This is a genomic window from Cyanobacterium sp. Dongsha4 (genome assembly GCF_036345015.1).
Lineage (GTDB): Bacteria > Cyanobacteriota > Cyanobacteriia > Cyanobacteriales > Cyanobacteriaceae > PCC-10605.
Genome location: NZ_CP084098.1, coordinates 2,170,328 through 2,185,635 on the forward strand (window position 1 = coordinate 2,170,328; position 15,308 = coordinate 2,185,635).

Genomic DNA, 15,308 nt, shown 5'->3' on the forward strand with positions numbered 1-15,308 from the left:
GACTTTTTCCCAATATGTTTCTCTCGAAAAAGTAGGTTCATCTATGGCAAAGATAATCACTTATAGTCCAGCCTACACCCTTGTTCCTACTTATGAATGTTTTAATCGTTGCAGTTATTGCAATTTTCGTACAAACCCCTTTCAAAGCCCTTGGTTAGAATTAGAAACCGCAAAACAAATTTTAACTTCTTTAGAACATCAAGGAATTATAGAAATATTGATCTTAAGCGGTGAAATTCATCCTCTATCCCCTCGTCGAAAGTTATGGATAGAAAGAATCTATGATTTAGCCAAATTAGCTTTATCTATGGGATTTTTACCCCATACTAATGCAGGTGTGTTGAGTTATGAGGAAATGGTTTTACTGAAGGAAGTCAATGTTTCTCTTGGTTTAATGGTAGAGCAAATTAGTCCTAAACTGTTAGATGATGTTCATAAACACGCACCTACCAAAATACCCCAACTAAGGTTACAACAACTACAATGGGCAGGAGAGCTAAAAATTCCTTTCACCACAGGCATTTTAATGGGTCTAGGAGAGTCCAAACAAGACCGTAAAGATAGTTTAGATGCGATCGCACTTTTACATCGACAATATGGGCATATTCAAGAAGTGATATTACAACCCTACCAACCGGGGAAAAAAGACGCATTTCAAGGAAAGCCCCTTAATGATGAAGAAATATTGGAGGTTATCGCCCTAGCAAGGGAAATTTTACCTAAAGATATAGCTTTACAAATACCGCCAAACCTACTTAAAAATAGCCAATTAATTCTCAAATCTTTGGAATTAGGAGTAACAGATTTAGGGGGAATTGTGCCAAAAGATGAGGTAAACCCAGACTATCATCATCAAAAAATTGATTTACTCCGACAGGAATTATTACAACAAGGTTATCAACTAAAACCACGTTTGCCAGTATATCCCCAATATTATTCATGGTTATCCGACTCCCTTCAATTCTCTCTCTCTCAAAAAATATCCTAGTTTCAAATAAACTTCATAGGTTTAAAGAGGTATTATCCATTTAACTTACATTTTTTTAGTTCTTGAAAATAATTCAAACGCTTCTCTATTGCCTGTTATCCATTCCCTTTCTTAAGCAGACAACTTACAGCAATTTTCATTTCCTTAAACCACACTTTGCATTCTCCTTTGCGAGAGATAAAAAATGTAGTTTATTGATTAAAAAAGTGCGGTAAATGCAAACTAGCTTGACATTTGTGCTAATAATTGAGAGCTAATTTAAGAGTGAAATATTCCATTGAGTATATGTATCTTTAGGGTTAACAATATTAATAATTGATTTATTTTTATACAGACTTAAAATGATATTACGAAAAAAATAAGGAGGAATAAAACAATCACAAAAATCAATATCTTCTTTGATGTTATCGTGAATTTCTGGAAAACTTGTTGCGTTTTTATGCTGTAATAGATTTATCAACTTTTTCTCAAAAATATTTATCTCAGGAGAATGTTTAACTAAACCTAAGCTCTTTAAAATTGAACAATTGTTTAATATTTTATATCTGAGCATATCTGATAATAATTCTTGTCTTAAAATAGGCTTAAAATTAACATTTAAATCTCCTGATATTGAGTACTTATATAATTTTTTATAAGTAAAAAGGTAATGTAAATCTTCTAAATTTAGCTTATGGTGAATACATTTCTTAGAAACAGGTTGAAATAGAGTTTGATAAATTTCTGCACCTTTTCCTGTTTTTGGTGTGTCAACATTTCTAATAAGAATTAATTGCTGACATCTATTTTTATTAATCACTTCTTCACATTGTTTCATGAAAGCAGTAAAACTATTTCCGCTACGAGTATTATTAATAATAAAACCTTTCTTCATACCTGTTTTCGGACAAGTAAAAGTAAATCCTTTTGATAAATTTTTACCTGACAAAAATTGAAAGTTAATATTTTCTACTCCCAGACATTCTAAAACATATCTAAACATTTCTAAAAATTCTTCATCGCTATAATCTAAAATAATGCTTAACTTTTGAGTTTCTTGTTGATTTTCTGCAAAGACTTGCTCCCATTTGTTCAAAAAATCTGGACGCTTTTTATTTGGAGGTGGTGGGGGGATTTTTTTTATTTTATCTATATATTCAGCAAAGAATTTACCGCCTAAATTTAAGGCATTTCTCAGATTTATTCTTTCTCCTAAAGCATTGTCGGCTAATATTTTTTTCTCCAAAGGATAAATAGCAGAATTTGGTTGAGGATGACATTGAAGATGGAGAGGTTTGAGGCGATTTATCCATAATTTTTCGGCTTCTGCGATAGTTATATCATCAAGAAAAATATTTTTATTAATACGAGCTAAATCTGATTGAACCATGGTTCTTTTATAGGTTTGCCAATTTTCTTGGGTAATGCTAATTAAAACTAAAAAATTGACTAAACGTTCATTATGAAAAATTGTGTTAGCGTTGAAAACATTACTAAAAGCTCTTTCAATTTGGTCAAAACAAATAATAATTGGTTTACTGGCATCGGTAATTCTGCCAAAATTACTTAAAATTCCTCTAGCTAGTTTTTCATTATCAATAGATTTATTTAATCCTAAAATTTGTAAGTCTTCTTCGTCTAAATCTTCTCCTGCTAACCATTCACAGGCTAAGTCATAATTATCTGTAGTTAACTGGTATAAAGCAGTAAAGAATTTTTTTGCTTCGACAATTCCAGCAGGATAACTATTTTTTAAATGACGAATAAAAGCTGTTTTTTCGCCTAATAATTTATCCAACCAGTTAGCGGAATTTAATACTGGTAAACCTTTTAACCATAACTTTAGTTGTGATTCTTTTTCCCCTTCTGGGATTTGCATTAAACTGCTGACGGTATATTGTAAAGTGTGTCGCCAAAAATAGTGATAATCTTCGATGGGTTGAATATAAACAAAGTAAGCGGATGAGTTTAATTTATCTTTTAAACGTCCTAATAAATGACTTTTTCCACACCCTGCATCCCCTGTTAATAAAATTGTTTTGGTTTGCCGAAATTTATCCTTAATAAGCAATTGTAATTGATATTCTATTTGCTCAAATGCTGGTTGATGAATGGAATCAACGTTTTCTTGATGATGCTTTTCAAACCAGAAGTTACCGTAAGTTACATCATCAAAAGGATTAGGAATTATTCCTTCTTTTGCTTTTAAATCTGATAATACTGTTTCTAAATCTACCATGTTTTACTAAGTTTAATCAATCAATTTTTTATAGTTTTTTAACAAATATTGTTTATTTTTACTTGACTATTAAATTACTTGACTATTAAATAGAAAATTGGATAGCCAATACTTTGGGGAATACCAGCATCATATTCTTCGTCAGTGTATTGGGAGGCATCCACTAAACGGCTAAGGGAAATTTTATTTTCTTTTTGTAATTCAAATATCATACTATCTAACTCATCTCTGGACAATAAGGATTTATACTCATTTCTTAGATGAAAAATTGGTAAGTAGTTATCAGTGTTTAAGGTGCGATCGAGTCTTATAATAGTTTTCAGAATATCATCAGGAGTAATTTTTTCTTTAATTTTTGGGGAGATTTTGCCAATAAAGTAATCACGAATAAAGTTTAAATAATTATTAAATGATGCTTTTGTTAAGTTAATATTTCCTAATCCCTCAGCTAAATATTCTTCAGCTAAATATTGTTTTCCTTTGTCTGTCAATTCTACATGAATAATTTTTTTATTAGTAATATTTATTAAGTTTTCCTTGACTAATTTCTCGATTAATAAGTCTCTCTTAGAAGCTGGAATAATATTTATTTTTGATATTCTAATCTCTTTATTCTTACATTTTTTGAGTATATTAATCTCTAGTTTATTTCTATTTTCTCTGTTGTTTAAAACTTGTTGTCCATCGTTATTAATTTTGATAGTGACATTTTTTTCTTTGAGATGAATCAATTGATTATTGTAGAGTTCATAGCAAAGTTTTTGAGTCTGTTCAATGTTTGTTTTTGTATTTGGTTTAATATCACCTATTTTTCCTTGGTAATTATCCTGTCCTAATAGCTTTAATAAAATTTTGATGTGTTGTATTTCCATAGGTGCGATCGCTTCTTAATTTTATTCTCAAAATAATACTATAATTTAACTAAAAATAATATTCTAACAATTTTTATTGACTATTATTATTCATAATTTCTCCAGAAGCTCCATAATATTTTAGTGGATAAGCCATAGTGATATTTTCTTCTTGATATTTGTGATGAATTGCCTTCATAAATTCATGGGTAATGATAAACTTATCAAAGTACTCATTTATCTTTAAATATACCGTTAAATTGATAGCAAAATAGTCAAAATTTTCATATCTCAAAAAAGGCTCAAATTCTTTATCTCCTCCTTCAATATTTTCTAAAACATATTTGGCAACTTTTAGGGTAACTTTTTCAACTTTTTCTAAATTACTATCGTAACTAACTCCAATTTTTATTGTTATTAAAATGGAGGAACTATCTAAAGTATAATTTTTAAAACTGGCATCAATAATTTTAGCATTAGGAATAACAATTATATTATTATAAATATCTTTAATAAGAGTATATTTTAATTCCACATCCTGCACATATCCTTCTTCTCCATCTTTTAGTTGAATATAATCTCCCGGTCTAATTTTTCGAGAAACAATAATATTAACCCCTGAAATAAGATTACTTAAAGTGTTTTGAAAAGCTAAACCAATAGATAAACTACCAATCCCAAAAGCAGTAATTAAAGCTGTAATTTTGATACCAATAGATTGGATAATTATTAAAAAACCAATACTAAAAATAAGAACTTTTGTTAAATATTCAAATAAAGAAGTTAATGAAACAGCAGTCTCATTTTCTAGGCTATAAAGTTGAATTAAATTAACTGCCAAACGGGAAACTAATATAGTTCCCATGGTTAAAGCAATAACTATTAATATCTTTTCAATGAGAATATTTAGGGTTGATGGAATACTAATACTAGGCAGTACAAGTGCGATCGCACCTACAATAGACCAAGTTAAAATAACCCCTCTAAAAGACTTAATAATAAAAGAATATTTCCCTAAAAACTTGTCAGGTTGTAATTCTAAATTTTGTCTAAATTTTTGTAATCTATTCTCTATAACAAAACCAATTAATCCTACTAATAAAACAGTTAAAAAGGGAATTAAAAAACTAGATAATAATTGCCAATTTAAAAACGACATCATAAATAATGATTATTAACATAAATTTATTACTCAAAATATAACTATAGCAATCCTATCCGAGTTGTGTTAATTATCTTGTGAAAAAAGACGATAAGTAAAAACTTATATAGCAAGAGGAATAATATCTTCGATTAATTGATTTTTTACTAATGATGTAGAGATGCTAGTAAAGAATAATTTATTTAATAATCTCCTGTTGCCTATCAGCATTGCCTGTTGCCTACCTTAACCTACAATTTTAGATCGAACTCAGGTAATAATAAAGTTAGAATCCCCCACACAATTTCTTATTTGTAGTCGGTGGGAGAATCTCAAAAGGCTTACAATGCACCTAAACTCGCTAAACCAAGAATAACTCCAGCACCGAGTAAATGTCCAAAGCTAGTAGTTGCTAATAAAGCAGGTAATCCCATACCACCAAAAAATGCTTCTCCGGGTAATTTAGGACCTGCACCGGGTTCTTTCATGGTATATTTAGCAAATGCGATCGCAACTATATTACAAACAATCATGGTTAATCCTACATTCAAATTCCATTCTAAGGTAGTAGGAACAGCAGTAGCAAGTAAAGAATTGAGATACAACATAGATTTTTAGAGAAAATAGTTCATAATGTTTTCAAAGTCTTCATTTTAAGTCTCTTAGAGAAAAAAATTCTCATTTTGTTGCAATACTTTGCATTTTTGTTAATTATTGTAAATATCTTGGTTGAATTATTCAGTTTTAAATAGTTAGAAAGATTAAATATTGATGAGAGAAATAGATCAAAAACTAATTGTAATTTGTGGAGCGACAGCATCAGGAAAATCCGCTCTAGCCCTTGAAATAGCCCAAAAACTAGACACATTGATTATCAGTGCCGATTCTCGCCAAATATATCATGATTTCGACATTGGTACAGCCAAACCCTCCTCCCTAGAACAAAAATTAGTATCACACTATTTAATTGATATTTGTCATCCCCAAGAAGTCTTGACCGTTGCTCAGTATCAAAGTTATGCTCAAGATATAATCAAAAAATCAAGCTCTATTCCTTTAATGGTAGGAGGTACAGGATTATATATAAAATCCGTCACGAGAGGGTTAAAAATACCTCCTGTTGCCCCTCAAGCAAAATTGCGATCGCAACTTGAAACCTATAGTCAACAAGAAAGATACGCTTTTTTACAAAAAATTGACCCCACTTCTTGCAAAAAAATACATCCTAATGACGATACAAGAACAATTAGAGCATTAGAGGTATATTATGTCACGGGAAAGACCATATCCGCACAACAGGGGGAAAATCCCCCATCTTACCCAATTTTACATCTAGGCTTATACTGTGAAAGAGAATTTTTGCGCCAAAGAATCGCCACCCGCACAAAAAAAATGCTAGAAATGGGTTTAGTAGAAGAAACAGAATTCTTAATTAGTAAATATGGTATTGATTTACCCTTATTAAATACTTTAGGATATGCAGAAATTAAACAATATTTGCAAGGAGAAATTAGTTTATCAGAGGCACAAGATTTAATTGTTACTCATACCTGTCAATTTGCGAAAAGACAACAAACTTGGTTTAATGGCTATCCTGAAATAGTCTGGTTAGATGTAAGTTCTTCCCAATTAGTAACAAATGCTTGGGAAAAAATCGATCCATTTATCCATAAAAAATATTAAATTTATTAAAAAATTCTCAGAATCATGAATTTTAAACTACCCAGTGAAACTGAAACCAGATTAACATTAGCAGATAAATTTTGGTCAGATTTTCGTCTTAATAATCAACCCATTAAAAATGTTGTTTATTCCAGTCAAGAAATAGTTAATAATCATGATTTTGATGTTGTCATCTGTGGTGGCACTCTTGGTATCTTTTTAGCCACAACTTTACAGCAAAAAGGTTATAAAGTAGCAATTATTGAAAAAAATATTTTACAAGGTAGAGAACAAGAATGGAATATTTCTCGCTCTGAATTAGAATCACTATTAGAATTAGATTTATTAACCTCTCAAGAATTAGAAAAAATTATTTTTACTGAATATAACCCTGCTAGAATTGGTTTTTATAAAAGTTATGAATTATGGGTGAAAAATGTTCTAAATGTAGGAGTTAGTCCAAAATTATTGATTGCTAAAATTAAAGAAAAATTTATATCTTTAAATGGAATTATTTTAGAAAATACTGCATTTTATTCCGCTCAAATAAATGATAATGGAGTAGAAATCAAAACAGATAAAAACTCCTTAAAAACAAGACTATTAATTGATAGTATGGGGCATTTTTCTCCTATTGTTAAACAGATAAGAAATGGTGAAAAACCTGATGGAGTTTGTTTAGTTGTTGGCAGTTGTGGCAAAGGATTTAAACAGAATGAAACAGGAGACTTAATTTATTCTTTTACTCCGATTATTAATCAATGTCAATATTTCTGGGAGGCTTTTCCAGCTAAAGATGGGCGCACAACTTATCTTTTCACCTATGTGGATGCTAAACCCGAAAGAATTAGCCTAAAAAACTTAATGACAGAATATTTAAGGTTACTGCCCGAATATCAACAAATAGAATTAGATAATCTTGATTTTCAACGGTTTTTATTTGGTTTTTTCCCTGCCTATCGTAAAAGTCCTTTAAAAATGCCTTGGGATAGAATTATAGCGGTGGGCGATAGTAGCGGTATGCAATCTCCCGTCAGTTTTGGTGGTTTTGGAGCGATGATGCGTCATTTACCCCGTTTAACTTCAGCCATTGATGAAGCCTTAAAAGGAGATTATTTAACCCGTGAGGATTTAGCTTTAATTCAGCCTTACCAACCAAATATTTCTGTTACTTGGTTATTTCAGAAAACCATGAGTGTGCCTATTGATAAGCAACCCCAACCAAATCAAATCAACGATTTAATGAGCGGTGTTTTTCGGGTAATGGATAAATTAGGTGACGATGTGTTAAAGCCTTTTTTACAAGATGTGGTGCAGTTTTCGGGTTTAACAAAGACTTTACCGCTAGTTAATCCGATGTTAGTTTTACCTTTACTTCCTCAAGTGGGTTTACCCATTTTGGCAGATTGGCTCAAACATTACGTTAGTCTTGGAACTTATACGGGTTTATATCCTTTCGCTAAAGGTTTAAGTGGTTTCTCTGAAAAACTTGCCCCTCGACAACAGTATTACTATCATCGTTATTTGGAATTGTTGCAATATGGAAGCGGCGATCGTTAAGATTTATTAACGATTAAAAAGAAGAAAACTTATTTATTTAACCTCATTTTGGTTTAAGAATATCGGGTAAGGGTTCGGAATTCGGAGTTCGGAGTTCGGAGTTTTTAATTCTTAATTCTTAATTTTTAATTATCAACTATTCACCCCAACACAATTCACTAATTGCTCTTTTCGTCATCATTCATAGATGAAAATTTATTCCGAACTAAGGTAAAAAAGGGGTTTTACCCCCTTGCGTTTTAGCCTCTGAAGTTAAGAATTTTGTTTGTTGAGAACTTTTTGGAATTGTGCGATCGCAGCAGCACCAATATTAAATAATGCCCAACCTGCGGCAACTCCAAGGGGTAATAATACGATTAACACTCTCCAGTCCATTTTTTTATTCTCCAGTTTTTATCTTCTTAATTTATGTAAAAGATAATAACATTTGTTGAGCATTTGTTTGATGTTGTCTGGGGTAGTTTTTCCCCTACGACTATGGTTAAATCAATTGATTCTCATTGATGACAAACACTAACTAAATACCTGCCTCAAAAGCAATGCCTTCTTCCACAAAATTGGGGAAATTCCGAAGAATATTTTGCCTTTCACTATCACCGACAAAAAGGTAAGTACCCGGTACATCAGTATTTTGAAAACGATAAAAAGGAGTAGCTTGATTTGAACCTGCACCAAAAGCATAAAAGGCGACTCCTTCTTCGATAAAGTTGGGGAAATTCTGACGAATATTTCGGCTTTCTTCTTCCCCTGCAAATAAATATGTACCAGGGCGATCGCTATTTTGAAAACGATTGAAACGAATTAAGTTATCTTGAGGGTTTTCCGCCACAGAAAAAGCAAATCCTTCTTCCACAAAGTTGGGGAAATTCTGACGAATGTTTTGACTTTCTTGCTCCCCTGCAAATAAATATGTACCGGGTTGACTGCTATTTTGAAAGCGATTTAAAGGAACATTGAGAGTATTACTAGCATCAGGAACTAGAATTTGACCATAGGGGTTAAAGCTATTGTTATTTCCAGCATCAGCGACAATTACCGCTTTATTGTTAGTTCCCACTGCCACAGCCGAGTTAGTTTCTTGATTGCCCTCTACATCAAAAGTAGTGCTATTTCCTAGAGGTTCACCGTTACTGTTAAACTGACGATATTTAACACTGTTAGAACTTTCATCGGTATAACTTATGATGATACTACCATCAAAAGCAAGATCCACATCAGGATTGTTTTGATTACCTAAAGAGCTATCAACAATAATTTCTGTGCTATCCTTAGCCGTACCATCAGAATTAAAGCGCCGGAAATGAATATCTGTGTCATTTTCTCCAAATTCATGAGTCCAAGCAATGACAAAGTTTCCCTGAGAGTCGATGGCAATAGAAGATTGGGTTTGATTTTTGTCTCGGTTAACTTCTGATACCGCATTAATTTCCGCTCCTAATTGATTTCCCTCATTTCCGAAGCGACGGAAGTAAATAGTATCATTGCCATTAAAATCAACAGTATAACTAACCACTCCAGCTAATACAGAATCGGGGTTATTATCATTAGCAATGGGTACAGATGCCACTGCACTTTCTGATTCATTACTAAAACTAGAAGAAATAGGAATATCACCAGTTAGAGGGCTTCCATCAGCATTAAAAAGCCGACCTCGAATATCAGAGTCATTAGCTTCAAATTGATGAGTCCAAACAACGGAAAAATCACCCTCTGAATCAATAGCCACTTGAGGAAAAGATTGAACTTTGTTTTGTTCAAAGGTAGCAACTAAAATCTCATTACCAACTTGACGAATACCATCGGAAGTAATGTTAAAACGACGGGCAAAAATATCATCATTCCTCGAATAAGCTACCACAAAGAAACCATCAGGAGCAACAGCGATGGAAGGATTAAACTCACTACCTACGTCACTAGAAATAAAAATCTCAGATTCAGGAAAAGGTATTTCTGCACCACTAGGATCAAAAACTGTTCCCCGAATGTCAAAATCATTAATATCATTACCAAAAGGTTCTTGCCAAACTACGACAAAGTTCCCATTACTATCAATACCCACATCAGGACGGCTAAAAGCATTAGCAGTAATAGTGTTATCATTAACTTTAAAGGGAGAGTTAAAGGGTGCAAACAAAACCATGTTTATTTCTCTTGTTAAATCTGTGTATATCATTACAGATTCATCATAGGGTTTATTTGTTCCTTCATAATAGATAATCCCATAGGTTGTAAACTTACTTTACTATCACTTAAATTTGATGCAAGAATTAAGAATAAGTTTGTAGTGAAACCTTTTGGGTTTTGTCATCTTGAAAATAACGACTAAAGTTATTACTAAGAGCTTATTTTGTATTATTGTATATATAGTTAGAGTTACTTAATTGTTATTATCGGTTTTAGACTTAATTTCCCTCCGTTTCTGCTAGATAGGTTAAACAGCGAAATTTCAAAGCCATTAAATTATCGTAAACAGGATTTAATTTGCAAAGAGGTGGAATCGTTAAAATTGTACGGTTAAAAATAGTTATTTTTCTGGCAAAAGGACATTCAGCAGGAATTAAGTTGTTAATACGATGAGCAGTAATACTATCAGCAATTTCAATATCATCTAACCAACTTTTTAGGGGGGAAAGTAAATCTATTTTGTGCCATTTAAACTCAAATTTAGGTAAATGCCATCTACTTTTTAGAGATAAATCCGAAGAATAACTTATTTGATTTTGCAACACTATTTCAGAAAAAAGATAATCAATAACACCCATTATTTTTCTCCTCAATTAAAGATAAAAAATGTAGCTTACTTCTCTATTTTTTGACTTTATGTTGATAAAAATAGTTCCAATAAATTTGAATAAGTAAACGGCAAATAATTCTTTATAGTCTCATTTCCTTACTTTTTGCAATGTTTTCCTAATAATTTACTTTTATCTTAATTTTATCGGAAAATTTAATCAGTAAAAGCCGATTTGCTACTAATTACAACTTAAATTAATCTTTACTCATAAAATGTAACTTTTGATACCTAATGTACTTTTATGCTTTAATTATATTCTAATATAATTATTGTTAGAAAAAATGAATGGTTTTCTTAACCTCAATAAGCCTCAAAATTTTACCTCTCACGATTGTGTTGCTAAATTAAGAAAAATTCTCAAGACAAAAAAAATTGGTCATGGTGGTACTTTAGATCCCTTAGCTACAGGGGTTTTACCTATCGCTGTTGGTAAGGCTACTCGTTTATTACAGTTTCTACCTTCAGAAAAAGCCTATAAAGCCAAAGTAAAATTCGGTATTCAAACAACTACGGATGATTTGGAAGGGGAAATAATTAGACAACAAGAGGTTAAAGATTTAACTCTGGCGAAAATTATGGATATACTGCCTGAATTTATGGGAGAAATTGAGCAAATTCCTCCTGCTTATAGTGCAATTAAAAAAGATGGTAAAAAATTATATAATTTAGCAAGAAAAGGGGAAGTTATCGATATACCGAAAAGAAAAGTTTTTATTGATAAAATAGACGTTTTAAACTGGCAAGAAAGTGAGTATCCAGAATTAGATTTAAAGGTTATTTGTGGTGGTGGCACTTACATAAGAGCGATCGCACGAGATTTAGGAGAAAAATTAGGAACAGGGGCAACTTTAGCTAATTTACAAAGAACTTTAAGTTGTGGAATGACACTGGAAAATAGTTTGAGTTTTGATGATATAATCAATCAACAAAAAGCAGATGAATTATCATTAATTGAATTGGACTATCCTCTGCAAAATATGCCTAAAATATACTTAAATAAAGAAGAAAGTAAAAGTTGGTTATTAGGACAAAAAATTAGTAGAATAACAAAAGAAGAATATCAATTTTATTGTACTTATAATCACGAAAATAAATTTATCGGTATTAGCGAACAAAGAGAGAATACAGAAACAAATATAAAACCAAAAATAGTTATTTATCCAAATTTGTAATATAATTTTTTCATTGCGATCGAAACTATCAAAAAAAAGCCTAAAGCCCCTACTATTCAATATTAAAGATTTTTCTCTGTGAAACAAGCATCTTGCTTGTGTTTTTCTCCTTCATTTCTGATAAACTTAGCTACGTAAATAACTGATAACTAAATCAAAATCGAGATATTACAAATGAAACTGAGTGAACAAATCCAAGATCAACAAATACGTCTAAATATAGCCCAAGATTGTGTAAAATTAATGGAAGCTCAAGTAGAAGCAAAAACAGGTGTTACTGGTATTCTTTTTAAGACTCTTTATAAAGGGATTAAAAGTATTAGCCCAAACTATACCCAAAAAGCAATATTCGGTTTGATTCCTTCTATTTCTCAGGCACTTAATCCTTTATGGGATGAAGGAATTGAAAAAGGAAATCCTGTCACTTACTTACAAAGTAATCCCACATTAACTGCTAATACTATTTTAAGTGTGACAGATGAGCGAATTAAGAAAACAGCAAATAAAATTATTAAGGTTTCCTATGAGAAAATTCGCAATTCTCTACAAGATGAAATTGAACAGGTAGTTCCCCAATTAGCTGAAATATTGGGTAAATATGCTAAAAAAGAGAAATAGGAAATGGTTTTATAAGTATTATTTTATGGAAGAATATTTATATTGTTGGTTTTTCTATATTATCTCTAATAAATTAATAGAAAATAATTGATATAAATTATAATCTATATAGTTTTAATTATCATAAAAGATTAATTTAGTTTCTATGGATTTGCTATTTTTATTTAATCTAATAACTCATAGCAGATAATGGAGAACTTTTTAAATAAGAATTGAGCATAATTATAGTAAAAAGTCAAATATTTTACCTAGTTTTTGAGCAAAAATCCCAGAATAAAAAACTATAATGATTGTCGATTTACCTCACAGTGAAATTATTTATCATGAAAATTTTTGGTCTGAAAAAGAAGCCACTTTATTGCTAGAAAAGTTGAAAGCGGAAATACAATGGCAACAAAAACAAATAACATTATTCGGGAAAACTCATTTAGAACCTCGTTTAACAGCATGGTATGGTGATGAAGGTAAAATCTATACTTACTCTCATATCACCATGTCTGCCCAAAAGTGGAATCAAACTTTGATTGCTATTAAACATAAAATTGAAAAAGTTATCAGGATTGAGTTTAATAGTGTTTTACTAAATTATTATCGTCATGGTAAAGATAGTATGGGATGGCATAGCGATAATGAGCCAGAATTAGGGAAAAATCCTGTGATAGCTTCTGCCAGTTTTGGGGGAGAGAGACGATTTTTGTTAAAACCGAGGAATAAAAGTCAATCTCTAAGAAAAGAAATTATTTTGCGTCATGGTAGTTTATTGATTATGGCAGGAGAAACTCAGCACTATTGGTTACATCAAATTCCTAAAACCAGTAAGCCTGTTTCTGAAAGAATTAATCTTACTTTTCGTTGGATTAAATAAATAATGTTTGTTGGGGTTAAGGTGATTTTATTCTTAATTACTAGGAAACGATAAAATAGTGTTTTCAACTTATCCCGAATTTAGATTAATTTTATGCAACCAGAAAACTTACTAGATTTAGTAAAAAAACAAGGAATTAAAAATGCAGAAGTTTATCAAGTAGAATCTTATTCTCGCCCGATTTGTTTTTCGGCTAATCGTTTAAAACAAATTGAGTCTTCTCAAGTTTCTGGGGTTGCGTTACGTTTATGGAGAGATAATAAACCGGGTTTAGCTTTGGCTTATGGGGAGTTTGATGCTAATGATTTAATTGCCAAAGCCCTCGCAATTTCTGATTTGAATGATCCTGAAGAGATATTTTTAAATGATGCTAATAACTTAATTTATTCTAATTATGATGGTAGCTCGGAAAGATTTATTGATCAAGATAAAAAAATTATAAAAGAAGGAGAAGATGCGATCGCATCTATTTTAGATTTATATCCTGAAGCAATTGTTAATTTGGATGTGGAATGGGAAAGAGAAACCACAACATTAATCAATACTCAAGGATTATATTGTCAACAGAAAGATATTAGTCAAAGTGCATCTCTGGGATTGGAATTAGTAAGAGAAGAAGACTTTTTAGGCATTTATGACGGAGAATACTCCCATGGGCATATTAATTTAACGAGAATCATTGAATCAGTTTTAAGACGATTAGAATGGGCAGAAAAAAACGTTGCTATCAAAACAGGCAAAATACCAGTCTTATTCACTCCTAATGCCGTCGTAACTCTCTGGGATACCGTCACCGAAGCCTTAAATGGAAAATATATTCTTGATAAATCATCCCCTTGGAGTGAATCTTTAGGAAAAACAGTTATTTCTCCTTGTTTAACTTTAAAGCAACAACCAGATTTGAAACCCTATGATTGCCCTTTTGATGATGAGGGTAGCATGACTCAAAATTTAACTTTGATAGAAGCAGGAGTCTTAAAAAGTTTTTATACGGATAAAAAAACCGCTTCTAAACTGGGCATAAATAATACGGGCAATGGTTTTCGTGGGGGTTTAGGGGCTTATCCAAGTCCAGACTTAGTAAATTTAGTAATTAGTGAAGGTAATAAATCTTTTCCAGAAATAGTGAAAGATATGAATTACGGTATTATTGTAGATCAAATTCTCGGAGGCGGTGCAGATATTTCTGGAGATTTTTCTTTCAATATTGATTTAGGTTACTTAGTTGATAATGGAGAAATTCAGGGCAGGATTAAAGACACGATGTTAGCTGGTAATGTTTATCAGTGTTTACAAGAAGTAAGTGCGATCGCATCTGATATAGTTTGGAGTGGTGCTTGTTATACTCCCTCCATAGTTATAGATAATCTCTCAGTCGTAAGTGATAGCTGATTAGCCATTAGCAATTTACCAGCCCCTTAAGAATATAAGTTTTTCCC

Annotated in this window: 14 protein-coding genes; 7 read left to right on the forward strand and 7 right to left on the reverse strand. The window is 31.4% G+C overall.

Annotated features, from left to right (window positions below):
* Positions 1–43: 43 nt before the first annotated feature.
* Positions 44–988 (forward strand): 7,8-didemethyl-8-hydroxy-5-deazariboflavin synthase subunit CofG, encoded by a 945-nt coding sequence (cofG, locus tag Dongsha4_RS09420; protein ID WP_330205414.1) that lies wholly within the window; start codon positions 44–46, stop codon positions 986–988.
* A 253-nt stretch (positions 989–1,241) separates the two neighbouring features.
* Here cofG and Dongsha4_RS09425 read toward each other — a convergent pair whose 3' ends face one another.
* From Dongsha4_RS09425 to psaK, 4 genes are all read right to left on the reverse strand, one after another.
* Positions 1,242–3,206 (reverse strand): ATP-binding protein, encoded by a 1,965-nt coding sequence (locus Dongsha4_RS09425; protein ID WP_330202156.1) that lies wholly within the window; start codon positions 3,204–3,206, stop codon positions 1,242–1,244.
* 74 nt (positions 3,207–3,280) lie between these two features.
* Positions 3,281–4,078 (reverse strand): hypothetical protein, encoded by a 798-nt coding sequence (locus Dongsha4_RS09430; protein ID WP_330202157.1) that lies wholly within the window; start codon positions 4,076–4,078, stop codon positions 3,281–3,283.
* Positions 4,079–4,151: 73 nt separating this feature from the next.
* A complete protein-coding gene (locus tag Dongsha4_RS09435; protein ID WP_330202158.1) occupies positions 4,152–5,219 on the reverse strand; it encodes a mechanosensitive ion channel family protein in 1,068 nt (355 codons plus the stop codon).
* 320 nt (positions 5,220–5,539) lie between these two features.
* The gene (gene psaK, locus Dongsha4_RS09440; RefSeq protein ID WP_199295524.1) at positions 5,540–5,803 is read right to left on the reverse strand and encodes a photosystem I reaction center subunit PsaK; all 264 of its coding nucleotides are present in this window, start codon (positions 5,801–5,803) and stop codon (positions 5,540–5,542) included.
* Positions 5,804–5,978: 175 nt separating this feature from the next.
* Between psaK and miaA the strand changes: the two genes are divergently transcribed.
* The gene (miaA, locus tag Dongsha4_RS09445; protein ID WP_330205415.1) at positions 5,979–6,881 is read left to right on the forward strand and encodes a tRNA (adenosine(37)-N6)-dimethylallyltransferase MiaA; all 903 of its coding nucleotides are present in this window, start codon (positions 5,979–5,981) and stop codon (positions 6,879–6,881) included.
* 24 nt (positions 6,882–6,905) lie between these two features.
* Complete coding sequence (locus tag Dongsha4_RS09450) at positions 6,906–8,420, forward strand: FAD-binding oxidoreductase (RefSeq protein WP_330202159.1); 1,515 nt, start codon at positions 6,906–6,908, stop codon at positions 8,418–8,420.
* A gap of 252 nt (positions 8,421–8,672) precedes the next feature.
* On the opposite strand, the gene Dongsha4_RS09455 is transcribed toward Dongsha4_RS09450, so the two are convergent.
* From Dongsha4_RS09455 to Dongsha4_RS09465, 3 genes are all read right to left on the reverse strand, one after another.
* Positions 8,673–8,795, reverse strand: a complete 123-nt coding sequence (locus tag Dongsha4_RS09455) for a photosystem II protein Y (RefSeq protein WP_015220437.1) — start codon at positions 8,793–8,795, stop codon at positions 8,673–8,675.
* Between the two features lie 142 nt (positions 8,796–8,937).
* Positions 8,938–10,593 (reverse strand): hypothetical protein, encoded by a 1,656-nt coding sequence (locus Dongsha4_RS09460; protein ID WP_330202160.1) that lies wholly within the window; start codon positions 10,591–10,593, stop codon positions 8,938–8,940.
* A 229-nt stretch (positions 10,594–10,822) separates the two neighbouring features.
* Positions 10,823–11,182 (reverse strand): Mo-dependent nitrogenase C-terminal domain-containing protein, encoded by a 360-nt coding sequence (locus Dongsha4_RS09465; RefSeq protein WP_330202161.1) that lies wholly within the window; start codon positions 11,180–11,182, stop codon positions 10,823–10,825.
* Positions 11,183–11,495: 313 nt separating this feature from the next.
* Here Dongsha4_RS09465 and truB point away from each other — a divergent pair, with 313 nt between their 5' ends.
* From truB to Dongsha4_RS09485, 4 genes are all read left to right on the forward strand, one after another.
* Complete coding sequence (truB, locus tag Dongsha4_RS09470) at positions 11,496–12,386, forward strand: tRNA pseudouridine(55) synthase TruB (RefSeq protein ID WP_330202162.1); 891 nt, start codon at positions 11,496–11,498, stop codon at positions 12,384–12,386.
* A 174-nt stretch (positions 12,387–12,560) separates the two neighbouring features.
* On the forward strand, positions 12,561–13,004 hold the full coding sequence (locus tag Dongsha4_RS09475; RefSeq protein ID WP_330202163.1) for a DUF6918 family protein: 444 nt from the start codon (positions 12,561–12,563) through the stop codon (positions 13,002–13,004).
* Between the two features lie 286 nt (positions 13,005–13,290).
* A complete protein-coding gene (locus Dongsha4_RS09480; RefSeq protein WP_330202164.1) occupies positions 13,291–13,869 on the forward strand; it encodes an alpha-ketoglutarate-dependent dioxygenase AlkB family protein in 579 nt (192 codons plus the stop codon).
* 93 nt (positions 13,870–13,962) lie between these two features.
* Complete coding sequence (locus Dongsha4_RS09485; RefSeq protein WP_330202165.1) at positions 13,963–15,261, forward strand: TldD/PmbA family protein; 1,299 nt, start codon at positions 13,963–13,965, stop codon at positions 15,259–15,261.
* Positions 15,262–15,308 lie beyond the last annotated feature (47 nt).

What these genes read in the sequence shown, in the direction of transcription:
- Dongsha4_RS09455 (WP_015220437.1), bottom strand. Translation starts at nt 8,795, where the DNA reads ATGGACTGGAGAGTGTTAATCGTATTATTACCCCTTGGAGTTGCCGCA.
- Dongsha4_RS09450 (WP_330202159.1), top strand. Translation starts at nt 6,906, where the DNA reads ATGAATTTTAAACTACCCAGTGAAACTGAAACCAGATTAACATTAGCA.
- Dongsha4_RS09485 (WP_330202165.1), top strand. Translation starts at nt 13,963, where the DNA reads ATGCAACCAGAAAACTTACTAGATTTAGTAAAAAAACAAGGAATTAAA.
- Dongsha4_RS09425 (WP_330202156.1), bottom strand. Translation starts at nt 3,206, where the DNA reads ATGGTAGATTTAGAAACAGTATTATCAGATTTAAAAGCAAAAGAAGGA.
- Dongsha4_RS09465 (WP_330202161.1), bottom strand. Translation starts at nt 11,182, where the DNA reads ATGGGTGTTATTGATTATCTTTTTTCTGAAATAGTGTTGCAAAATCAA.
- Dongsha4_RS09435 (WP_330202158.1), bottom strand. Translation starts at nt 5,219, where the DNA reads ATGATGTCGTTTTTAAATTGGCAATTATTATCTAGTTTTTTAATTCCC.
- Dongsha4_RS09430 (WP_330202157.1), bottom strand. Translation starts at nt 4,078, where the DNA reads ATGGAAATACAACACATCAAAATTTTATTAAAGCTATTAGGACAGGAT.
- Dongsha4_RS09475 (WP_330202163.1), top strand. Translation starts at nt 12,561, where the DNA reads ATGAAACTGAGTGAACAAATCCAAGATCAACAAATACGTCTAAATATA.
- Dongsha4_RS09460 (WP_330202160.1), bottom strand. Translation starts at nt 10,593, where the DNA reads ATGATATACACAGATTTAACAAGAGAAATAAACATGGTTTTGTTTGCA.
- Dongsha4_RS09480 (WP_330202164.1), top strand. Translation starts at nt 13,291, where the DNA reads ATGATTGTCGATTTACCTCACAGTGAAATTATTTATCATGAAAATTTT.
- truB (WP_330202162.1), top strand. Translation starts at nt 11,496, where the DNA reads ATGAATGGTTTTCTTAACCTCAATAAGCCTCAAAATTTTACCTCTCAC.
- cofG (WP_330205414.1), top strand. Translation starts at nt 44, where the DNA reads ATGGCAAAGATAATCACTTATAGTCCAGCCTACACCCTTGTTCCTACT.